Genomic DNA, 17,724 nt, shown 5'->3' on the forward strand with positions numbered 1-17,724 from the left:
CTCAAGCCTCGTCGAAGGGCGGCGGCAGCCGTCCGGCCTTGAACAGGATCACCGGGTTCTCGTCATAATCGCCCATCTCGACGTCGGCCGAGGCGGAATAGGCGACCACCCCCAGCCGCAGCGGGGCCAGCCGCTCGGCCTTGCGGCGGGCGTCCTCGGCGGTCTGGCAGCCCATGGCCTGCTCCGCCCGCAATGAAGCGCCGCGGCCGGCGACATAGCACTGCACCAGGTGGACGGTTTCCCGGGCCATGCAGGCCCTAAGGCTTCTTCTTCGACGGCGGCGCCAGGAAGGAGGGCGCGGCGGCGACCGGAGCGGCCTTGGCCGCCTTGGGTTTGCGGACTTCCTTGTTGCTCTTCTTCTGGCCTTTGGCCATGGCCGTCTCCTCGTTGTCGGGTGGTGCGACGAGCCCCAAGAAGGTGTTGGGGGGCGGGCCGGTATGTAGCTCTATCACATCCAGAGCCCGGACCAGGATATTCCTTGTCTGCGAGCCGACAGATACCGAAGGCGAAGGATCGGCATGAAGGACGAGTTCGACATCGCCATCGTCGGCGGTGGAGCGGGCCCTGACCCTGCTGGCCTGAGCCCCGCCGGCCGGGCGCGGCAAGCTGCTGGAACAGGCCAGGGATGAGCTTCGCGAACTATTCCACCGGCCATCGACCGGGCGCGTGGGCAACGTCTGGAAGTAAACATCCTATGTCGATAAATAACATATAACGTCGACTACCTGACATCCTATTGAATTCGTTGACTGATTTATTGTGGCTAATTATCAGGTGCCCTTGAAATGATTGGACTGGTCTAGAGCAGGCGCTTATTCAGGACCGTGATGATTAACGTGGCCACGCCTTGAACTTCAGGAACGCTTTCCTGGCGGCCGTCGATGTGGCCGACCTGGGCGTCATTTCACCCCATCTGCTCGAAATCTCGCTTCAGCGCGGCGACGCGGTGCTCGAGGTCGGCGACATGCCAGCCCACGTGGTCTTCCCCGGCAGCGCGGTGATCTCCGTGGTTACGGTCATGGAGGATGGGCGTTGCGTGGAGACCGCGACGATCGGCCACGAGAGCGGCGTGGCCATGCTGGACGCCGCCATCGACGAACCGGTCAAAAGCCGCGTCTTCACCCAGATCACCGGCAGCGCGATCCGCCTGCCGGCGTCCGTGTTTCGCGAGCGCCTTACGCAAAGCCCCAACTTCCTGCGGCTGGCGCTGCGGCACGCCCGGGCCAACGCTCGGCAGACCGAACAGCACGTCGCCTGCAACATGCTGCACGACCTGGATCGCCGGCTGGCCAAATGGCTGCTGATGACCGCCGACCGGGTCGGGGGCGACCGCTTCATGCTGACCCAGGACTATATGGCGGTGATGACCGGCGCCCAGCGCACCACCGTCAGCGCCACGGCGGCGCGGCTGAAGACCGCCGGTCTGGTCGCCTACACCCGCGGGCAGGTGAACATCCTGGACCGCGCGGGCCTCGAGCGCCGCGCCTGCGAATGCTATGGCGAAATCCGGACCCTGTTCGATGGCCTTCGCCCGTCGGGCGCGGCCAGGCCGGGCGGCGGCTAGCCCACACCCTCGTCCTGGGGGCGTTCGCGTCAGCTGTAGAACAATAAAATCAATGTATTAGTGTCTGGAACCCTCTCGGCGTTCGCGGGTTTTCGCCTGCATCGGGCCGGTGGGAAGAGGCCGGCCGTCATCCCGGGAAAGGACCCAGGCCATGTCGGACCGCTGGATGGACGATGACCGCGACGGTGGGCGCCCCGATGATGGGCGCTATGTGCGCGACGACGATCTCGACGAGCTGGGTCGGGCTGGACGCCCGCCCTCCCGCAGGGCGCTGAACCGGGGCGGCTATGGACCGGGCTACGGCCATCATCCCACGGCCACCCCGGTCGGCGGCTACGACGACGGCCAGGACCCGCGGGGGTTCGGCGACGACCGTCGGGGCGGCGCGGGCTATCGCGGCCGCGGGCGCCCGGACCCTGGCGAGGACCGCAGCTGGTTCCCCCGCCAGGTCAGCGACGAGTCGTTCAACAACCTCTATCGCCGCGGCGCCGAGGGCCAGCGCAACGGGCCGCCGCTCGGCTCTGGCGGACGCCGCGAGTTCGGCGAGCATCGCGGCAAGGGCCCCAAGAATTTCCGCCGCACCGACGAGCGGATCATGGAGGATCTCAACGATCGCCTGACCGAGGACCCCTACCTCGACGCCGGCGATATCGAGGTCGCCTGCACGGGCGGCGAGGTCACCCTGGGCGGCACGGTGGCCAGCCGGGCCGACAAGCGCCGGGCCGAGGACATCGCCGATGAGGTCGGCGGCGTCGGCCATGTGCAGAACAACCTGCGGGTCCGCCAGCCACCCTCGGGCCCGACGGTCTGAACCCTCCAGCTTTCAGTACAGGAGCAAGCCATGCCGCGTGGAGACAAATCGAAATACACCGACAAGCAGGAGCGCAAGGCCGACCACATCGCCGAGGGCTACGAGGCCAAGGGCGTCTCCAGGAAGGAGGCCGAGAGCCGGGCCTGGGCGACGGTCAACAAGGACGACGGCGGCGGCAAGCAGCCGGGCGGCTCGGGACGGGGCAAGCACACCGGTCATCCCGCCGCGCACAAGGGCGGCGAGAAGGGCGGCAAGGCCTCGGCCTCACGCTCGGCGGCCGACCGTTCGGCCTCCGCGAAGAAGGCCGCGGCGACCCGCAAGCGCAACGCCGAGCATGGCCATCCCAGCCACGCCTGAAGACTAGCCGCAGGCTTGGGTGTCGCCGCTCTCAAGGTCGACCCGGAAGCACTGCTCGCGCCCGCTCTCCAGGTCACGGACGACCACCGACAGATCGGCGTCGGTCACCGGTAGCGGCCAGACCTCGACGTAGGCGAGGGCGGCGGCCTCGAAGCTTTCCTCCTCGATGGTGCGGCCGTGGCGGCCGTCGTCGCGGGGGCGAACATTGAACTGGGTCATGGCGTGGCTCCTCAGCCTTGAGGAACGCGCCAGCCCGCAAACGGATTCAGAAATGACCCATTCGAACCCCGAAGAAACCGTCCGCCAGCAGCGCGCCATCCAGGACCAGGTCGAGGCCGCCGACAGGCTGGCCCCCGAGGAAAAGTCATTCGGCGCCATGCAGGCCGGGGCGCGGAAATATCCCGAACCGCCCCTGCCGGCCCAGCATCAGGACAAGCCCGGCAGCGAGGCGGACCTCCAGCTCCAGCCGATGTACGACGCCCCCTACTACAAGGGCTCGGGCAAGCTGCAGGACAAGGTGGCCATCGTCACCGGCGGCGACAGCGGCATCGGCCGGGCCGTGGCGGTGCTGTTCGCGAGGGAGGGCGCGGACGTCGCGGTCTTCTACCTCTCGGCCGACGAGGACGCCGAGGAGACCCGCCGGGCGGTCGAGGCCGAGGGCCGCAGATGCATGCTGCTGGCCGGCGACGTGCGCGACCGCGACTGGTGCTTCGGGGCCGTCGAGCGGGTCGTCACCCGCTTCGGCCGGGTGGATGTGCTGGTCAACAACGCCGCCTTCCAGAATCACGCCAAGGACCTGGCGGACCTGACCGAGGAGCATTTCGACCAGACCCTGAAGACCAACCTCTACGGCTATTTCCACATGGCCCAGGCGGCGGTGCCGCACATGCCGCCGGGCTCGGCCATCGTCATGACCGGCTCGGTCACCGGGCTGGAGGGCAGCAAGCATCTGCTGGACTATGCGATGACCAAGGGCGGGATCCACGCCTTCGCCCGCTCGCTGTCGGGCCAGCTGATTCCCAAGGGCATCCGGGTCAACGCCGTCGCCCCCGGCCCGGTCTGGACCCCGCTCAACCCCGCCGACAAGGAGGCTGAGGACGTCGCCCAGTTCGGCTCGCAGTCGAAGATGAAGCGGCCGGCGCAACCGGAAGAGATCGCGCCGGCCTATGTCTTCCTCGCCTCGCCCCAGCTCTCCAGCTACATCACCGGCGAGATCCTGCCGATCGTCGGCGGCTACTGAGACAAGGGACACGAGCGGCCTGCGGCCGATCATGTCCCTCGCTTGTGTCAGACGTGCTCGTCGCGTTGACGCCCGCCCAGCGCCGCCGCCACGCAGGCGATGAAGGCGCCGATCAGCATCGACAGAGCCGTGAAGAAGCCCAGGGCCGAGGCAGCCTTGCGGGCGGTGTCGGCCGCTTCCCTGGCCTTGACCGCCGCCGCCTGCTCGCGGGCCAGGGCCGCATCGACCCGGACCGCGGCGTCGGCCGGGGCGATCCCGGCGCGGGCGCTGGCCGAGGCGATCAGGTAGTCGCGGTCGACAGGCGACATCTGGCCGTCGCTGGCCGCCGTGGCCAGGATGGTCCTGGCCTCATTGCGGGCCACGACCAGGGCGGCGCTGTCGCCGGTCGGCGAGCGGAAGATGGCGTCGGCGTCGTAGGCCAGGTGCGCCGTCGCCAGCTCGGCGGCCGCCGCCTTGGCCGCGGCGCTGCCGCCGCCGACTCCCGCCCAGACGGTCAGGGCCGCGACGATGGCGGTGGCGGTCGCCCAGGTCACCAGGCCATGGGCGGTGTCGCGGAAGAACACCTCATGGGTATGGGTCCCGACCCAGCGCTCGCGCAGCCGGCCGGTGATGTAGCCGCCCAGGCCCGAGGCCAGCCATTGGGTGATGATGATCCACACGCCGGTCATCACCGCGAAGGCGCCGGCGTGCTCGCCGGGATCTCCCCAGGGTGAGGCGGCGGCGAAGCCCAGGCCGGCGCCCAGCGCCATCAGGATCAGGGTGGCGGCGATGGCGCTGACCGTGCCGGCGGCGATGGCCGCCCAGGAGACGGTTGGCGCCGGCCAATCGCCGTCGGCGAAGTCGTCGGTGGTGAGGTCGGTGCTGCTCATGGCCGGGCTCAGTGCCAGATCAGGGCGAGCAGGATGATGATGGGCAGCGGAACGCCCAGCAGCAGAAGCAGAATGGAACGGCCCATGGTTTCCTCCAGAACAGCCTTGGTTTCACCCGCAACGATCCTTGGAACGCTTCCGTTCCATCGGGGGATCGGCCAGGGTGAGTCGGGGAGGGCCCAGCGCCTTGAGCGACGATTCGACCACAGCAACCGCGCCGGCCTTCGCCCTCGACCTGCCGCTGGGCCAGAGCGTCGCGGTTCTGACGCTGGGCGTCGTCGCCCTGCTGGTCACCGGCATCCAGCCCATCCTGCTGGGCGCGCTGGCTGAAGCCGGCCGGCTGGACGTCCATCAGATCGGCCGCGCGGCCATGGCCGAGCTGCTGGCCATGGGCCTGGGGACGGTGGCCCTGGGCGCCTGGCTGGACGGGCGGCATCTGCGCTGGGTGGCCGTGACCTCGGGCCTGGCCCTGGCCGGCCTCGATCTGGCCGGGCTGAAGCTGGCCGGCGAGATGGCCGTCATCGCCCGGGGCCTGGCCGGCCTGGCCGAGGGGGCGCTGCTGTGGGTGACCATCGGCATGATCGTGCGCCAGGCGACCCCGGAGCGCTGGGCCGCCATCTTCTTCGCCGCCCAGACCGTCGTGCAGCTCGCCGTCGCCTCGGCCCTGACCGCCGGCTGGATTCCCGGCGGATCGCTGGCCGGCGGCTTTGGCGTGCTGGTCGCGGCGGCCCTGCTGGCCGTCGGGGCCGGCCTGTTCATCCCCCACGCCTTTCCCACCCTGCCGCGCAACGCCGAGGGCCAGCGCCTGCCCGACCTCAAGGGCTGGGTCGCCCTGCTGGCCACCCTGGTCTATGTGGCCGGTGGGACGGCGGTGTGGATCTATCTTCAGCCGCTGGCGGCCCAGGCGGGGCTGGGCGAGGGCGTGGTCGGGACAGCGGTCGGCGCCTCGCTGGGCGGGCAGGTGTTCGGGGCCGTGGTCGCCAACCTGCTGGCGGGCCGGCTGGGTTTTCGGATCATCATCCCGATCGGCGGGACCTTGGCCCTGGCCTGCTTCGCGGTCCTGGCGACCGATCCCGGCGCGGCCATCTTCGTGGCCTGTTTCGCGGTCAGCGGCTTCGCCGGCATGGCGATGACCCCCTATCTGGCCCCGATGATCATCGAGGCGGACCCGACGCGCCGGGCGGCGGTGCTCAGCGGCGGGGCCCAGCTGCTCGGGGCGGCTCTCGGGCCGCTGGCCGCCTCGGTGGTGGTCCGCGACGGCCACGCCCATGGCGCCCTGGCCCTGGCCATCGTCTGTGTGGCGGGCGGGGTGGGGCTGATGTTCCTGGCGGTGCGCCGGCGGTAGCCGCGCTTGCGCTCACCGAACACCGGTGCTACCAGCCCGCCCCTCAACGACCCGACGAGACCCATGAAGCCTTCGACGATCCAATGCCCAGCCTTTGACACGACGGCGCAAGCCGGCGTCGAGGCGCTGTACGGCGTGGAAATCTAAGGCCTCCGGTCATCGGGAGGCGTCGCCTCCCCCGGCTCGAAAGACCCTGGAAGGCGCCCGCCTCCAGGGTTTTTTCTTTTCGGGTTCGCCCGCCAGCCAAGGAGCAGACCGATGGGTCTCGCGCTGAACACGACCGCCCCCGCCCCCCTCTTCCTGGGCAACGCCACGCGGCGCGATGACGCCTGCGCGCTGTTTACGGCCGAGGCGCCGCTCGCCTTCTAGGCTCCAGCCCCATCGCCTGGAGCCCCTCGGGACTTCAGGCCAATCGAAATTGGCTCGCAGGTCCCGCCGGACCGGCGAGCCTTTTTCGTTTCCGGGCCCCGCAAAGGCCCGTCCCCCCATTGGCGCGCGCCAATAACCCTGCCGCCGAGACTGGCTTGGCCAGTCAGTCCCGGCGGCGACCCCAACAGGCAGGAGAGAACCATGCCTAAGACCCATGTGAATGTCGGCACCATCGGTCACGTCGACCATGGCAAGACCACCCTGACCGCGGCCATCACCCAGGTGCAGGCCGCCCGCTTCGGCGGCCAGGGCCTGTCGTTCGACCAGATCGACAAGGCCCCGGAGGAACGCGCCCGCGGCATCACCATCAACACCACCCATGTGGAATACGAGTCCGAAACCCGGCACTACGCCCACATCGACTGCCCCGGTCACGCCGACTACGTGAAGAACATGATCACCGGCGCCTCGCAGATGGACGGGGCGATCCTGCTGGTCGACGCCACCAAGGGCGCCGCCAGGCAGACCATCGAGCACGTGCTTCTGGCCCGCCAGGTGAACGTGCGCCACATGGTGGTGTTCGTGAACAAGATGGACATGCTGGCGCCCGACGAGCGCGAGGACATGCAGGCGATCATCCAGCTCGAAACCGGCGATCTGCTGGCCTCTCAGGGCTACGAGAACGCCGTCTTCGTGTTCGGCAGCGCGCTGAAGGCGCTGGACGCGGTGCGCCGGGGCGACCTGGACGACCCCGACGTCCGGGCCATCGGCGAGCTGGTGGCGGCGCTGGACACGTCCATCCCCGACCCGGTGCGCGACTTCGACGGGCCCTTCCTGATGCCCATCGAAGGGGTGCACACCATCCCGGGCCGCGGCACGGTGGTTTCCGGCCGGGTCGATCGCGGGGTGCTCAAGGTCGGCGACGCGGTCGAGATCGTCGGTCTCGACAACGGCGGGGCCGAGGTGATCGTCACCGGGACCCAGGCGTTCCGCAAGAACGTCCCGGAGGCCCGGGCGGGGATGAACGTGGGGCTGCTGCTCCGCGGTCTGAAGCGTGACGAGGTGACCCGTGGCCAGGTGCTCAGCGCCCCGGGCGCGATCACCGCCCGCACCAGGGGCCGGGCGCAGATTTTCGTCCTGACCCAGGCCGAGGGCGGGCGCCATACCCCGTTCCCGTCCGGCTACCGGCCGCAGCTGTACTTCGGGGTCACCGACGTGACCGGCGTCCTGATCACCCAGGACGGCGAGAGCGTCAGCCCCGGCGACCAGGCCGAGATCGCCTTCGAGCTGACCAAGCCCGTCGGCATCGAGCCCGGCGTCCGCTTCGCCATCCGCGAGGGCGGCAAGACGGTCGGCGCCGGCCTGGTCACCGAGGTGGCCTAGGTATGTCGTGAGAAAGGCTCCCGATCCCGGGCGACCGGGGTCGGGGGCTTACCGCTTCATCGCCGCGTTCAGGTCGGCCAGCATGGCCGGGGCCAGGAACCAGGGCTCGACCAGGTAGCGCCAGGCGAGGCGCTTGGGCTGCGAGGCCAGGCGGTAGAGCCATTCGACGCCCAGCCGGCCGGTCCAGCGCGGGGCGGCGGTCTGGACGCCGGCCTCGTAGTCGAAGGCGGCGCCGACCGGGAAGAATACGCCCCGGCTGACGCGGTCGCGGTTAGCGGCGATCCAGCCCTCCTGCAGCGGCATGCCCATGCCGACCAGGATGATGTCGGGGTCGAACTTGGCGATGGCCTTGAGGACGGCCTCGTTCTCCGCGCCACTTTGATCAAAATACCCGTGATGGACGGCGAGATTCACCCCCGGCCAGCGGTCGGTGATGGCCGCCCAGGCCTTGTCGCCGACGCCCGGCGCCCCGCCCAGATGGAAGACCCGCCAGTTATTGTCGCGGGCCTTGGCCCAGAAGCTCTCGCGCCAGTCCAGATAGGTGGAGCGGTGCCCCCGGCTGACCGGCAGGCCCAGCAGCCGGGCCCAGAGGATCATCGGCAGGCTGTCGATCTGCACCAGCTCGGCGTCGTCGAAAAAGGCCTTCAGGCCCGGCGCGCGCGGCAGCAGGAACAGGCTGTGGGCGTTGTGGTTGGCGATCACCGCCGTGCCGCCGCCCTCCAGGAAGATCTCGGCCGCCGTCAGCATCTCGGCCGGCGTCACCGCGTCCACCTCGCCACCCAGAAGGCGCAGGCGGCCGGTCGAAACGGAGGTCGAATTCTGGGCGGTCTGGCTGGTCATGCCGTCAGCGTGGCACGGCGCCGCTTTCGGCGGGGTTGAGGAGCGTGGTTAAGCGGGGATGAAGGTTTTCAGGCCACGCCGGTGAGTCCTGCGATCATGGCGGTGGAGAATGGGGCATGGGAAGCTGCCGGCCTCATCGTCCGGGGAGCCCGCACGCCATGTTCGCCAATCCGTTTCCCGCCCGGCTCGACAATGCCTATCGCGGCAGGCTCCCGGCCCTCTGGCTGCTAGGGCTGCTGGCCGCCATGAAGCTGGCCATGGGCGTCAACTGCATGATCCAGCCGGCCTTCGTGGCCGCGACCGTCGATCACATTCCGCTGGATAGCTACGACCCGGCGGCCGCCCAGACCGTGATCGTCTTCTTCGCCGTCTGGGGTTTGGGCCAGGCCCTGCTGGCCCTGCTGGCGATCCTGGCGCTGGTCCGCTACCGGACCATGGTCCCGATCGTCTTCCTGCTGCTGCTGCTCGAGCAGGTCGGCCGCAAGCTGCTGTTCCTGCTGCATCCGGTGGCGACGTCGGGCGAGGGCGGGATCAGCGTCGCCCTGCTGATCAATCTGGGTTTCCTGCTGGCCCTGATCCTGGGCCTGGTCCTGTCGCTCTGGGTCAGGCCGACTCGCGCTTCCGCCGGCTGAACTTCAGCTTCAGGAACAGGATCACCGCCGCGAGCCCCAGGCAGACGGCGTTGCTCGCCGTCACCGGCCAGCTGTGGCTGAGCAGTCCGTAGACCGTCCACAGCACGAAGCCGGTGACGGTCAGCAGGAACATCCGCAGCGACACGTCGTCGGCGTGCTTCTCGCGCCAGATCTTGAAGATCTGCGGCGTGAAGCTGGTCATCGAGCACAGGGCGGCGGCCGATCCGACCAGATCGACGATGGATGGGGTTTGCAGCGGAAATCCTCCGGGCCTTGGGCGTCAACGCCTGGAAGGGGAGGGGGTTCGCGTCGGGCGCTGTGCGGGCTGCGCCGAGAGTAGGGATTCAACCACGGACAACACGGACAACACGGACGGGTGGGCCTGGTGAGGTCGGTGCGGCTTGGCTGCCCGCAAGGGGTTAAACGCGAACAGCGCGAACAGCGCGAACGGGAGCCAGTCTCCCACCTGCGGTCCCAATGAGAGCCCTTCGGGCGAAGCCCTGTTCTTCAACTGACGGCGGGGACGAGATGGCTCCTTCAGCGCGGGCCCGTTCGCGCTGTTCGCGTTGTTCGCGTTTAAACCTTAAGGCCGCCAGAATCCCACGGCGCTGGCCCGCGGGCCCGCCCGTCCTTGTTGTTCGTGGTCAAATTCTTTGCGGCTTCGCCGCCTCACGGCGCGATCCAGCAGATCAGCAGACGCCCCGCCCCGAAGGGCCGGGCCGTCGCCTTAGAACATCATCCGGCCTTCGAGGCGCAGGTTGTAGCGCGTCTCGCTGTCGAGGGCTTCGACCTCGCCCTGCACGGCCACGTAGCTCATCGCGGTGCCGGCCTTCAGGGCCAGGGCCAGGATGGCCGCGCCGCCGTCCGGCTCCTGGCCGGGCAGCAGGAAGGAGCCGCCGCCGCCCTGGAATTGGGCGGTCAGGTCGCCCATCTGGCCGTTCACCGTCTGGCGATAGCCCAGGCGGACTTCCGGACGCCACCACAGGTCGCGGCCGAAGGTGGCGCCGAAGGCCAGTTCGGCCGAGGCGGAGAAGCGGTTGGAGGTGCGGCTGTTGACGATCAGGCCCAGCTGGCTGTTGCTGCCGCCGGTCTCGCTGTAGCCCTCTTCGTTGAGGTAGAAATAGTCGAAGTTGATCTGCGGCCGCAGGTAGAAGCGGCCGAACCGGGCCTCGTAGGAGGCGCTGGCGTTGGCGGCCAGGGTGTAGCCGGTCCAGCCGGCGTCATACTCGCGCAGCACCGAGGTGGTCGAGGCGGCGCTGGGATAGACGAAGCGGCGGTCGCCGTCGAACCAGACATAGCCGCCGGCCCCGCGGGCCGCGAACACCCAGTTGCCGATCGCCCTGCGCCAGTAGACGCTGGCCTCGACGTTGGAGACCGAGACCTGTTCGCCGACCTGGGCGTCCTTGTCATGCTCTTCGGCGGTGACATAGGCCAGGGTGGCGCCCAGCGCCCCGCCGTCATCGCCCATGCTCTCATAGCCGGCCACGAAGCCGAACGCCTTGGTGTCCGAACCCAGGCCCACCCCGGCGTCGCGCATGACGTCGGCGTTGACCTCCTGGATCCACAGGCTGTCTGGCCCATAGCGCTCGGCCCGGTCCGGCCGGTCGGCGATGATCCGGCCGACGGCGCGCGAGGTCATGTCCAGGGCCGCGAAGATGCCCTCGCCCGGGTTGGGCAGGAACTGGTTGTAGAGCTTGAGGAAGTCCTTCTGGGTGGTCTGCTCCAGAATGGCGTCGGTCACCCCGGAGTCGCCGTTCAGGGCGGTGTAGAACGAGTTGAAGGCGGCCGCGCCCTCGGCGTTCAGGCCCAGTTCCGCGGTCGTGCGCAGGGTGAGCTGGACGTTCACGTCGCCGGCGGCGGCGTCGACCTTGACGGCGCTCTTGTAGAGGAAGGGGGTGTCGCCCGACACCAGCCCGCCATCGACCCCGGCCCCGACCGTCAGCCCGCCGGGCGTGGCGGTATGGATGACGGTGAAGACGGCATTGTCGACCACGCCGTCATGGTCGGCGTCGGTGAAGTTGGTGATCAGGCTGGTCAGCCGCAGCCCCAGCTTCGACTGGGCGTCGAGGGTGGCGGTCGTGAAGTTCAGCTGCGAGTTCTTCTGGCCGACCGCCTGGGGATCGGCGGTGATCACCAGCTGGGAGTCCGAACCGCCCAGGTGGAAGTCGGTCCCGGCGATCACCGAGGTGCCGGTCAGGGTCAGGACGCCGTTGTCGACGTCGATCTTGAAGGTCCCGGTCCCGTGGGTGACGTCGCCGAACACATCGCCGGTGCCGGAGATGATCAGCTGGTCGTTGCCGTTGCCGAACGAGATGGTCCCGTCGACGGTGCCGTTCTGGACCAGGAAGCTGTCATTGCCCGAGCCGAAGCGGACATCGCCGAAGATGCTGGGCTCGTCGGTGTCGTCGACATGATCACCATCGGCGTCGGCGTCCGCGACGCCGTCGGCGGCGTCGTCCCCGTCGTCGACGCCTTTCTGGGTGACGGTGACGCCGGTGGTGTTGGCGCTGACATCGATGGCCACGGCCACGAAGCCCGGGCCGACCGCCTCGTTGTCGGCGCTGGTGTCGGTGTCGTCGGTGTCGTCAGCGTCGTCGGTGCGGGCGGCGACCGCCTGGATGGTCCTGGTGTTGGTGATGGTGACCAGGGCGCCCGACTGATCGCGAACCCCGTAGGCGCCGCTGTTCTCGCCGAGCGCGCTGGCCGTGATCGTGCCATCGTTGGTTAGGCTCGTCAGGGTGGCGCCCGCGCGGATCAGCACGCCCGTCGCGTCATAGCCGGGGGTCAGGCCGGGCGCCGAGGCCTCGATGGTGTTGGCGCTGATCAAGCCCTTGTCGATGAACAGGGTCGGGGTGCTGGCGCCGCCGTTCAGCAGCAGGCCGGTCGCATTGGCGCTGTAAGTCGACGCGGCCACGCCGCCGGTGATGCGGATGCCGTTGTTGATGGTGGTGGTCTGGAGGCTGAGGTTGGTCTGGACGACGAAGTCCTCGCCGATCTGCACGGCTGTCGCGGCGAAGTTGTCATAGATGCCGCTCGCGCCTATCGCGCCCTTGATGACCAGGCCGTAGTTGTTGTCGGAGGGGCCCGTGAGGTCGGGCCCCACGACGCCGAGGGTGACGGCCTGGGTCGTCGAACCGATCAGCAGGGCCACGCCGGGCACGTAGATGACCTGGCCCGGATGGTTGGGATCGGCGACCTCCCTGCGGCCGTACATCGAAATGCTGCCCGTGCCCTCGCTGGCGTCCAGGACGCCGTCGCCATCCTCGTCGTTGGCGTTAGGGTGGCCCTCCTCGGGGGTGGGGGCGGGGGAAACGTCGGTGATCAGGTTGGCCGGCGGGGCGTCCAGTATGACGCCGCCGGTGACATTGGCCGAGATCTGCACGGCCGGGCCGCTGCTCAGCTTGTCGTCGGCGTCCAGCTTGGCCCGGTCGGTCGCCAGGGTCGGGCGGGTGGTGTAGCGCAGGCCGGTCACGCTGACCGAGCCCTGCAGCGCCACGCCGCCGTTGACCGCGCCCTCAATCGCCACGCCGCGCGAATTGCCGCCGACCACGGCGATACTGCCCTGGATCTTGACGTTGCCATTGACCACGCCATTGGGGGTGATGCGGATGGCGTCATTTTTGTCGCCGGTCATCACGATCGAGCCGTTGTTGGCCAGGACGCCCGTCAGCCCGGTGTCCAGGTAGATGCCGTAGGAGCTGTTGCCGGTGATGGTGAGGGTGGCGCCCAGGGCGTTGGTGATGTTGCCGGTGAAGACGCCCGGGCCGATGATCTTGATGCCGTAGCGGTCCGTGCCCTGGGCGAACACGCCGTCCAGGTCACCGTCGCTGTCGGTGTCGGTCGGCGTGTAGTCGTCGTCCATGGTGATGGTGTTCTGGTTGGACACGCTGCCGGTGTTGCCGCCCTGGACCAGGATGCCGATCGAACCGTTGACCGCCTTGGTCGAGATGTCACCCAGGTTGGTGACGGTGTTGTTGCTGTTCAGGGTGATGGCCGCGACGTCCGTGGTCAGCTTGAACTTGCCGTTCGCCGTGACGTTGATGTTGTCGGGCGTGTTGCCGGTCCCGATCGTGGCGGTCTGCACGCCGGTGGTGCGCGTGTCGCTGATGTCGGTCGTCGCATGAGCGACTCCGGCGAACATCAACAGAGGGGCGACCGCGACGGAAGCAGCCAGACGCAAACGGATCATGGGAAGACACACCCCGGAAACCTGAACGGCGACACCCTCGTCACCTCGCGATGCGGCGAAATTGCGTCGGCCGCAGGCTCGGTGGCCTTGAGGCCGTCAAACCCGTCTATCGCAAGGCCCCCTTGGGCGCCATATGGAACCCACTCTAGCCGCGCCACTCAGAGGAATCGAGGGCCATGCCGCCGCCCGATGCGACATCTCCGCCACGGTGGCGCAGTCTTTTCGGGCCCATCCAGCCGGATGCGCCGGACTCCGAAGCCAATGACCCCTCGGCGGACGAAGCCTCGTTCCGGGCGATTCTCGAAGCCCTGCCCGATCCCCTGGTCGTGGTGGCGGGGCTGCCGGACCAGCGCTCGACCCGGCGGGTGGTGTTCGCCAACGCCGCCGCCCAGCGCCTGTTCCGGGCGGCGGCCCCGGGCGCGCGGCTGACCGCCGCCATCCGCCGGCCGGAAATCCTCGAGGCGGTCGACGAATCGCTGTTCGGGGCGTCGGGCGAGGCCGCCTTCCAGGACGGCGAGCGGCAGTGGAGCGTCCGAACCCGGCCGGCCGGCGAACTGCCCGGCGGCGAGCGCCTGGCCATGATCGCCATGCGCGACGAGACCGAGCTGCACGCAGCCGACCGCACGCGCGCCGACTTCCTGGCCAACGCCAGCCACGAGCTGCGCACGCCGCTGGCCTCGCTGAGCGGCTTCATCGAGACCCTGCGCGGCCATGCCCGCGACGACGCCGGCGCCCGCGAGAAGTTCCTGGGGATCATGCAGGCCCAGGCCGAGCGCATGGCCCGGCTGATCGACGACCTGCTCTCGCTCTCGCGCATCGAGCTGAACGAGCATATCGCCCCGGCCGGCCGGGTCGACCTAGCCCTGGCCGCCACCGACGTCGTCGACGCCCTGGTCCCGCTGGTCCGCGAGAAGACGGTCACGCTCAGCCCCAGCCTGCCGCCCCGCGGCCAGGCGGTGGTCGAGGGCGACCGCGACCAGATCGTGCAGGTGGCCCAGAACCTGGTCGAGAACGCCGTCAAATACGCGCCCATCGGCGGGACGGTGCGGATCGAGGTCTCGATCGCCGAGTCGATCGAATCCGCCCTTAAGCCCCGCGATCCCAAGGCCGTGCGTTTCGTGCTGGTCGAACCGGCGCGGGGGGATGTGGTCCGCTATGCGGCGTTGCGCATCGCCGACGATGGGCCCGGCATTCCCCGCGACCGGTTGCCGCGGCTGACCGAACGCTTCTACCGGGTCGAGGGCCAGAAGAGCGGCGAGCGCTCGGGCACCGGCCTGGGCCTGGCCATCGTCAAGCACATCGTCAACCGCCACCGCGGGGCCCTGATGGTCGAGAGCCGCGAGGGGCATGGAACGGCCTTCACCGCCTGCTTCCGTCTGACGTCCAAACCCTGAGGGCGCCCGCGCCGGGCGGTGTTATAAAACTGTCATCGATTTGTCGCATGGGGGCCGCCAACGCCCGGCAGGACACGTCGATCAGTCGGGTCGCAAGGCTTGATTCGTTTCCGCATCGCCGGGCAGGGCAGACATGAACGAACACATCGTCAGATCCTTCGAAGAGGAACTGAACCACCTGACCGCCGACGTGGCGCGGCTGGGCGGCCTGGCCGAGGCCCTGGTCGGCGACTCCGTCACCTGCGTGGTGCGCCGCGACGTGCCCCTGGCCCAGACCCTGATCGTCCGGGACAAGGTGCTGGACGACCTGGAAATCGAGATCGAGCGGGCCGCCGTGGCCCTGATCGCCCGCCGCCAGCCTCTGGCCAACGACCTGCGCCGGGTGGTCTCAGCCATGAAGATCGCCGCCAACCTCGAGCGTTGCGGCGACCTGGCCAAGAACATCGCCAAGCGCTCGCTTGTGCTGGCCGAATCCGACCCGGTCACCCCCTTCGCCCGCTCCATCGAGCGGATGGGCCGGCTGGTCGCCTCTCGCCTCAAGGAAGTGCTCGACGCCTATGCCTCGGGCGAGGTGGCCGGCGCCGTCTCGGTCTGGTCGCGCGACGACGAGATCGACGGCCACTATGAGAGCCTGTTCCGCGAGCTGCTGACCTACATGATGGGCGATCCGCGCACCATCACCGGCGGCGCCCACCTGCTGTTCGTGGCCAAGAACCTCGAGCGGATCGGCGACCACGCCACCAACATCGCCGAGATCGTCCATTACGAGTACACCGGGACCCAGCTGGGCGACCAGCGGCCCAAGCTTGAGGGCGTGCCGTGAGCATTCCTTATGTCCTGGTGGCCGAGGACGAGGATTCCCTGGCCACCCTGCTGCAGTACAATCTGGAGAAGGAAGGCTACCGCGTCGCCGTGGCCGGTGACGGCGAGGAGGCGCTGATCCGCGCCGACGAGGAGGTCCCCGACCTGATCCTGCTGGACTGGATGCTGCCCAAGGTCAGCGGCATCGAGGTCTGCCGCCGCCTGCGCCAGCGGGCCGAGACCCGCAACCTGCCGATCCTGATGCTGACCGCCCGGGGCGAAGAGACCGACCGGGTCCGCGGCCTGGACACCGGCGCCGACGACTATGTGGTCAAGCCGTTCTCGATGACCGAGCTTTTGGCCCGCATCCGCGCGGTGCTGCGCCGCATCCGGCCGGGCCTGGCGGACGACAGGCTGAACCATGGCGACATCCTGGTCGACCGGGTCTCGCACCGCGTCCGCCGGGCTGGGCAGGAAGTGCATCTGGGCCCGACCGAGTTTCGCCTGCTCGACCACCTGATCCAGCATCCCGGCCGGGTGTTTTCCCGCGAGCAGCTGCTCAACGCGGTCTGGGGCTCGGACGTCTATGTCGAGGCCCGCACGGTCGACGTCCATATCGGGCGCCTGCGCAAGGCGCTGAACGGCGACAAGCTGCCCGACCCGATCCGCACGGTGCGCTCGGCCGGCTACGCGCTGGACCTCGAGGGCTAACGGCGCGAGGCTCGGGGCATGCGCCTCGACCATGTCGTCATCCGGGCCTACGACGCCCAGGCCACGCTGGACTTCTACGGCGGCCTGCTCGGCCTGCCGCTGATCGCCGCCCATGAGGGCGACGACTGGGGCGGCTTCGACTGGCTGATGATGATCTTCGGGCTTCAGGACGGCCGCGAGATCGTGCTGGTCGTGCTGCGCGGCGCGCAGCCGCCGGATGAGACCCGCCTGCCGGCCGATTCCCGCCACTACGCCCTGGCCGTCGACACGCTGGCTGAGCAGGACAGCTGGCGCGAGCGCCTGCAGGCGGCCGGCCACGACTTCTGGGAAGAGGACCACGGCGGCCAGCACAGCCTCTATTTCGCCGACCCCTCCGGGGTGATCCTGGAAATCACCACCCCTCCGACCGGGGCGGGGACGACGCCTAGCGAAGGGGCCATGGCGACCGTGAAAGGCTGGATCGGCCGCTAGACGGCCTGCCGATAGACCCAGAACCGCCCGTTCACCGCCACTTGGTCGTAGAGCCGCATGGCAGTCTCGTTAGTCTCGTGGGTGTGCCAGTAGACGGATCGAAGACCGGCCTCCGAGGCCCGCGCATAGACCCCCTCGATCAGCGCCCGGCCCACACCTTTGCCCCGCGTGGCGGCGTCGGTGAAGAGGTCCTGCAGGTAGCAGGTCGGCTCGATCTTCGTCGTGCTGCGGTGGAAGAGGTAGTGGACCAGCCCGACCAGCCGGCCGTCCTGCTCGGCGACCAGGCACCACATCGGCTCCTCCTCGTCGAAGAACCGCGCCCAGGTCGTGGCGGTGATCTCGGCGGGCAGGGCGGTCTCGCCGGCGCGGCCGTAGAAGGCGTTGTAGCCGTCCCACAGCGGCAGCCACTGGTCATGGTCGGCGAAGCGGGCGGGGCGGATGGTGAGGGGCATGAGGGTTGTCTACGGTCTTAACGTACAGGCGGCGAGTCACAGTGGAAGACGGATTATTTCTCCCTTCCTCCTCGATGGAGGAAGGGCGGGGATGGTGGTGGTGGCACAGCGTTTCTGGAAGCGCTCAGGGAGGCGTGGTCGCCACCCCGCACCCTTCCCCCAAATCCCGAGCGCACACCACCACCCCTGCCCCTCCTCCATCTGTTTGGACCGGAGACATCCGTGACAAGCGTTCGGGGACATCCGTGACAGTTTTCCGGCCTTCGGAAGGAGGCTGGGGATGCCGTTCACGGGAG

Annotated in this window: 19 protein-coding genes; 11 read left to right on the forward strand and 8 right to left on the reverse strand. The window is 69.0% G+C overall.

Annotated elements, in window-relative coordinates; all coding sequences use genetic code 11:
• Position 1: 1 nt before the first annotated feature.
• Positions 2-250, reverse strand: a complete 249-nt coding sequence (locus tag QO010_RS21890) for a hypothetical protein (RefSeq protein ID WP_307352716.1) — start codon at positions 248-250, stop codon at positions 2-4.
• A gap of 7 nt (positions 251-257) precedes the next feature.
• Positions 258-374 (reverse strand): hypothetical protein, encoded by a 117-nt coding sequence (locus QO010_RS21895; RefSeq protein ID WP_307352718.1) that lies wholly within the window; start codon positions 372-374, stop codon positions 258-260.
• Between the two features lie 473 nt (positions 375-847).
• On the opposite strand from QO010_RS21895, the gene QO010_RS21900 reads away from it, so the two are divergent.
• From QO010_RS21900 to QO010_RS21910, 3 genes are all read left to right on the forward strand, one after another.
• Entirely contained in the window at positions 848-1,564 is a 717-nt protein-coding gene (locus tag QO010_RS21900; protein WP_307352719.1) for a Crp/Fnr family transcriptional regulator, read from the forward strand.
• A 151-nt stretch (positions 1,565-1,715) separates the two neighbouring features.
• A complete protein-coding gene (locus QO010_RS21905; RefSeq protein WP_307352720.1) occupies positions 1,716-2,375 on the forward strand; it encodes a BON domain-containing protein in 660 nt (219 codons plus the stop codon).
• A gap of 30 nt (positions 2,376-2,405) precedes the next feature.
• Positions 2,406-2,732, forward strand: coding sequence for a plasmid stabilization protein (locus tag QO010_RS21910; RefSeq protein ID WP_307352722.1), 327 nt, complete (start codon positions 2,406-2,408; stop codon positions 2,730-2,732).
• A 3-nt stretch (positions 2,733-2,735) separates the two neighbouring features.
• Here the strand turns inward: QO010_RS21910 and QO010_RS21915 are convergent, their stop codons facing one another.
• Positions 2,736-2,951, reverse strand: a complete 216-nt coding sequence (locus QO010_RS21915) for a DUF5961 family protein (protein WP_307352723.1) — start codon at positions 2,949-2,951, stop codon at positions 2,736-2,738.
• Between the two features lie 52 nt (positions 2,952-3,003).
• On the opposite strand from QO010_RS21915, the gene QO010_RS21920 reads away from it, so the two are divergent.
• Positions 3,004-3,972: an SDR family oxidoreductase gene (locus tag QO010_RS21920; RefSeq protein ID WP_307352724.1), complete on the forward strand. Its 969-nt coding sequence runs from the start codon at positions 3,004-3,006 to the stop codon at positions 3,970-3,972.
• 47 nt (positions 3,973-4,019) lie between these two features.
• On the opposite strand, the gene QO010_RS21925 is transcribed toward QO010_RS21920, so the two are convergent.
• On the reverse strand, positions 4,020-4,841 hold the full coding sequence (locus tag QO010_RS21925) for a hypothetical protein (protein WP_307352725.1): 822 nt from the start codon (positions 4,839-4,841) through the stop codon (positions 4,020-4,022).
• A gap of 187 nt (positions 4,842-5,028) precedes the next feature.
• Between QO010_RS21925 and QO010_RS21930 the strand changes: the two genes are divergently transcribed.
• The gene (locus QO010_RS21930) at positions 5,029-6,186 is read left to right on the forward strand and encodes an MFS transporter (protein ID WP_307352726.1); all 1,158 of its coding nucleotides are present in this window, start codon (positions 5,029-5,031) and stop codon (positions 6,184-6,186) included.
• 570 nt (positions 6,187-6,756) lie between these two features.
• Complete coding sequence (locus QO010_RS21935; RefSeq protein ID WP_307352727.1) at positions 6,757-7,938, forward strand: elongation factor Tu; 1,182 nt, start codon at positions 6,757-6,759, stop codon at positions 7,936-7,938.
• Positions 7,939-7,986: 48 nt separating this feature from the next.
• Here the strand turns inward: QO010_RS21935 and QO010_RS21940 are convergent, their stop codons facing one another.
• Positions 7,987-8,778, reverse strand: a complete 792-nt coding sequence (locus QO010_RS21940; protein ID WP_307352729.1) for a WecB/TagA/CpsF family glycosyltransferase — start codon at positions 8,776-8,778, stop codon at positions 7,987-7,989.
• Between the two features lie 158 nt (positions 8,779-8,936).
• Here QO010_RS21940 and QO010_RS21945 point away from each other — a divergent pair, with 158 nt between their 5' ends.
• Positions 8,937-9,410: a hypothetical protein gene (locus tag QO010_RS21945; RefSeq protein ID WP_307352730.1), complete on the forward strand. Its 474-nt coding sequence runs from the start codon at positions 8,937-8,939 to the stop codon at positions 9,408-9,410.
• On the opposite strand, the gene QO010_RS21950 is transcribed toward QO010_RS21945, so the two are convergent.
• Both QO010_RS21950 and QO010_RS21955 read right to left on the reverse strand, forming a co-directional pair.
• Positions 9,382-9,666, reverse strand: a complete 285-nt coding sequence (locus tag QO010_RS21950) for a SemiSWEET family sugar transporter (RefSeq protein WP_307352740.1) — start codon at positions 9,664-9,666, stop codon at positions 9,382-9,384. The two genes, QO010_RS21945 and QO010_RS21950, sit on opposite strands and share 29 nt — an antisense overlap.
• A gap of 471 nt (positions 9,667-10,137) precedes the next feature.
• Positions 10,138-13,599, reverse strand: a complete 3,462-nt coding sequence (locus QO010_RS21955) for an autotransporter outer membrane beta-barrel domain-containing protein (protein ID WP_307352731.1) — start codon at positions 13,597-13,599, stop codon at positions 10,138-10,140.
• A gap of 176 nt (positions 13,600-13,775) precedes the next feature.
• Here QO010_RS21955 and QO010_RS21960 point away from each other — a divergent pair, with 176 nt between their 5' ends.
• From QO010_RS21960 to QO010_RS21975, 4 genes are all read left to right on the forward strand, one after another.
• Positions 13,776-14,993 (forward strand): ATP-binding protein, encoded by a 1,218-nt coding sequence (locus tag QO010_RS21960; protein WP_307352732.1) that lies wholly within the window; start codon positions 13,776-13,778, stop codon positions 14,991-14,993.
• 133 nt (positions 14,994-15,126) lie between these two features.
• Complete coding sequence (gene phoU / locus QO010_RS21965; RefSeq protein ID WP_307352733.1) at positions 15,127-15,816, forward strand: phosphate signaling complex protein PhoU; 690 nt, start codon at positions 15,127-15,129, stop codon at positions 15,814-15,816.
• A 2-nt stretch (positions 15,817-15,818) separates the two neighbouring features.
• Positions 15,819-16,505, forward strand: a complete 687-nt coding sequence (phoB, locus tag QO010_RS21970; protein ID WP_307352742.1) for a phosphate regulon transcriptional regulator PhoB — start codon at positions 15,819-15,821, stop codon at positions 16,503-16,505.
• A gap of 18 nt (positions 16,506-16,523) precedes the next feature.
• Positions 16,524-16,976 carry a VOC family protein gene (locus tag QO010_RS21975; RefSeq protein ID WP_307352734.1) on the forward strand — a complete coding sequence of 151 codons (453 nt, stop codon included), beginning with the start codon at positions 16,524-16,526 and terminating at the stop codon, positions 16,974-16,976.
• Here QO010_RS21975 and QO010_RS21980 read toward each other — a convergent pair.
• Complete coding sequence (locus QO010_RS21980) at positions 16,973-17,428, reverse strand: GNAT family N-acetyltransferase (protein WP_307352735.1); 456 nt, start codon at positions 17,426-17,428, stop codon at positions 16,973-16,975. The two genes, QO010_RS21975 and QO010_RS21980, sit on opposite strands and share 4 nt — an antisense overlap.
• Between the last annotated feature and the right edge of the window lie 296 nt (positions 17,429-17,724).

Origin of the sequence: Caulobacter ginsengisoli (assembly GCF_030814835.1) — a bacterium.
Classification (GTDB): domain Bacteria; phylum Pseudomonadota; class Alphaproteobacteria; order Caulobacterales; family Caulobacteraceae; genus Caulobacter; species Caulobacter ginsengisoli.

Excerpts from the sequence above, each read along its gene's own strand:
- QO010_RS21890 (WP_307352716.1), bottom strand. The coding sequence starts at position 250 with ATGGCCCGGGAAACCGTCCACCTGGTGCAGTGCTATGTCGCCGGCCGC.
- QO010_RS21895 (WP_307352718.1), bottom strand. The coding sequence starts at position 374 with ATGGCCAAAGGCCAGAAGAAGAGCAACAAGGAAGTCCGCAAACCCAAG.
- QO010_RS21905 (WP_307352720.1), top strand. The coding sequence starts at position 1,716 with ATGTCGGACCGCTGGATGGACGATGACCGCGACGGTGGGCGCCCCGAT.
- QO010_RS21910 (WP_307352722.1), top strand. The coding sequence starts at position 2,406 with ATGCCGCGTGGAGACAAATCGAAATACACCGACAAGCAGGAGCGCAAG.
- QO010_RS21915 (WP_307352723.1), bottom strand. The coding sequence starts at position 2,951 with ATGACCCAGTTCAATGTTCGCCCCCGCGACGACGGCCGCCACGGCCGC.
- QO010_RS21920 (WP_307352724.1), top strand. The coding sequence starts at position 3,004 with ATGACCCATTCGAACCCCGAAGAAACCGTCCGCCAGCAGCGCGCCATC.
- QO010_RS21925 (WP_307352725.1), bottom strand. The coding sequence starts at position 4,841 with ATGAGCAGCACCGACCTCACCACCGACGACTTCGCCGACGGCGATTGG.
- QO010_RS21935 (WP_307352727.1), top strand. The coding sequence starts at position 6,757 with ATGCCTAAGACCCATGTGAATGTCGGCACCATCGGTCACGTCGACCAT.
- QO010_RS21940 (WP_307352729.1), bottom strand. The coding sequence starts at position 8,778 with ATGACCAGCCAGACCGCCCAGAATTCGACCTCCGTTTCGACCGGCCGC.
- QO010_RS21945 (WP_307352730.1), top strand. The coding sequence starts at position 8,937 with ATGTTCGCCAATCCGTTTCCCGCCCGGCTCGACAATGCCTATCGCGGC.
- QO010_RS21955 (WP_307352731.1), bottom strand. The coding sequence starts at position 13,599 with ATGATCCGTTTGCGTCTGGCTGCTTCCGTCGCGGTCGCCCCTCTGTTG.
- QO010_RS21960 (WP_307352732.1), top strand. The coding sequence starts at position 13,776 with ATGCCGCCGCCCGATGCGACATCTCCGCCACGGTGGCGCAGTCTTTTC.
- phoU (WP_307352733.1), top strand. The coding sequence starts at position 15,127 with ATGAACGAACACATCGTCAGATCCTTCGAAGAGGAACTGAACCACCTG.
- QO010_RS21975 (WP_307352734.1), top strand. The coding sequence starts at position 16,524 with ATGCGCCTCGACCATGTCGTCATCCGGGCCTACGACGCCCAGGCCACG.
- QO010_RS21980 (WP_307352735.1), bottom strand. The coding sequence starts at position 17,428 with ATGCCCCTCACCATCCGCCCCGCCCGCTTCGCCGACCATGACCAGTGG.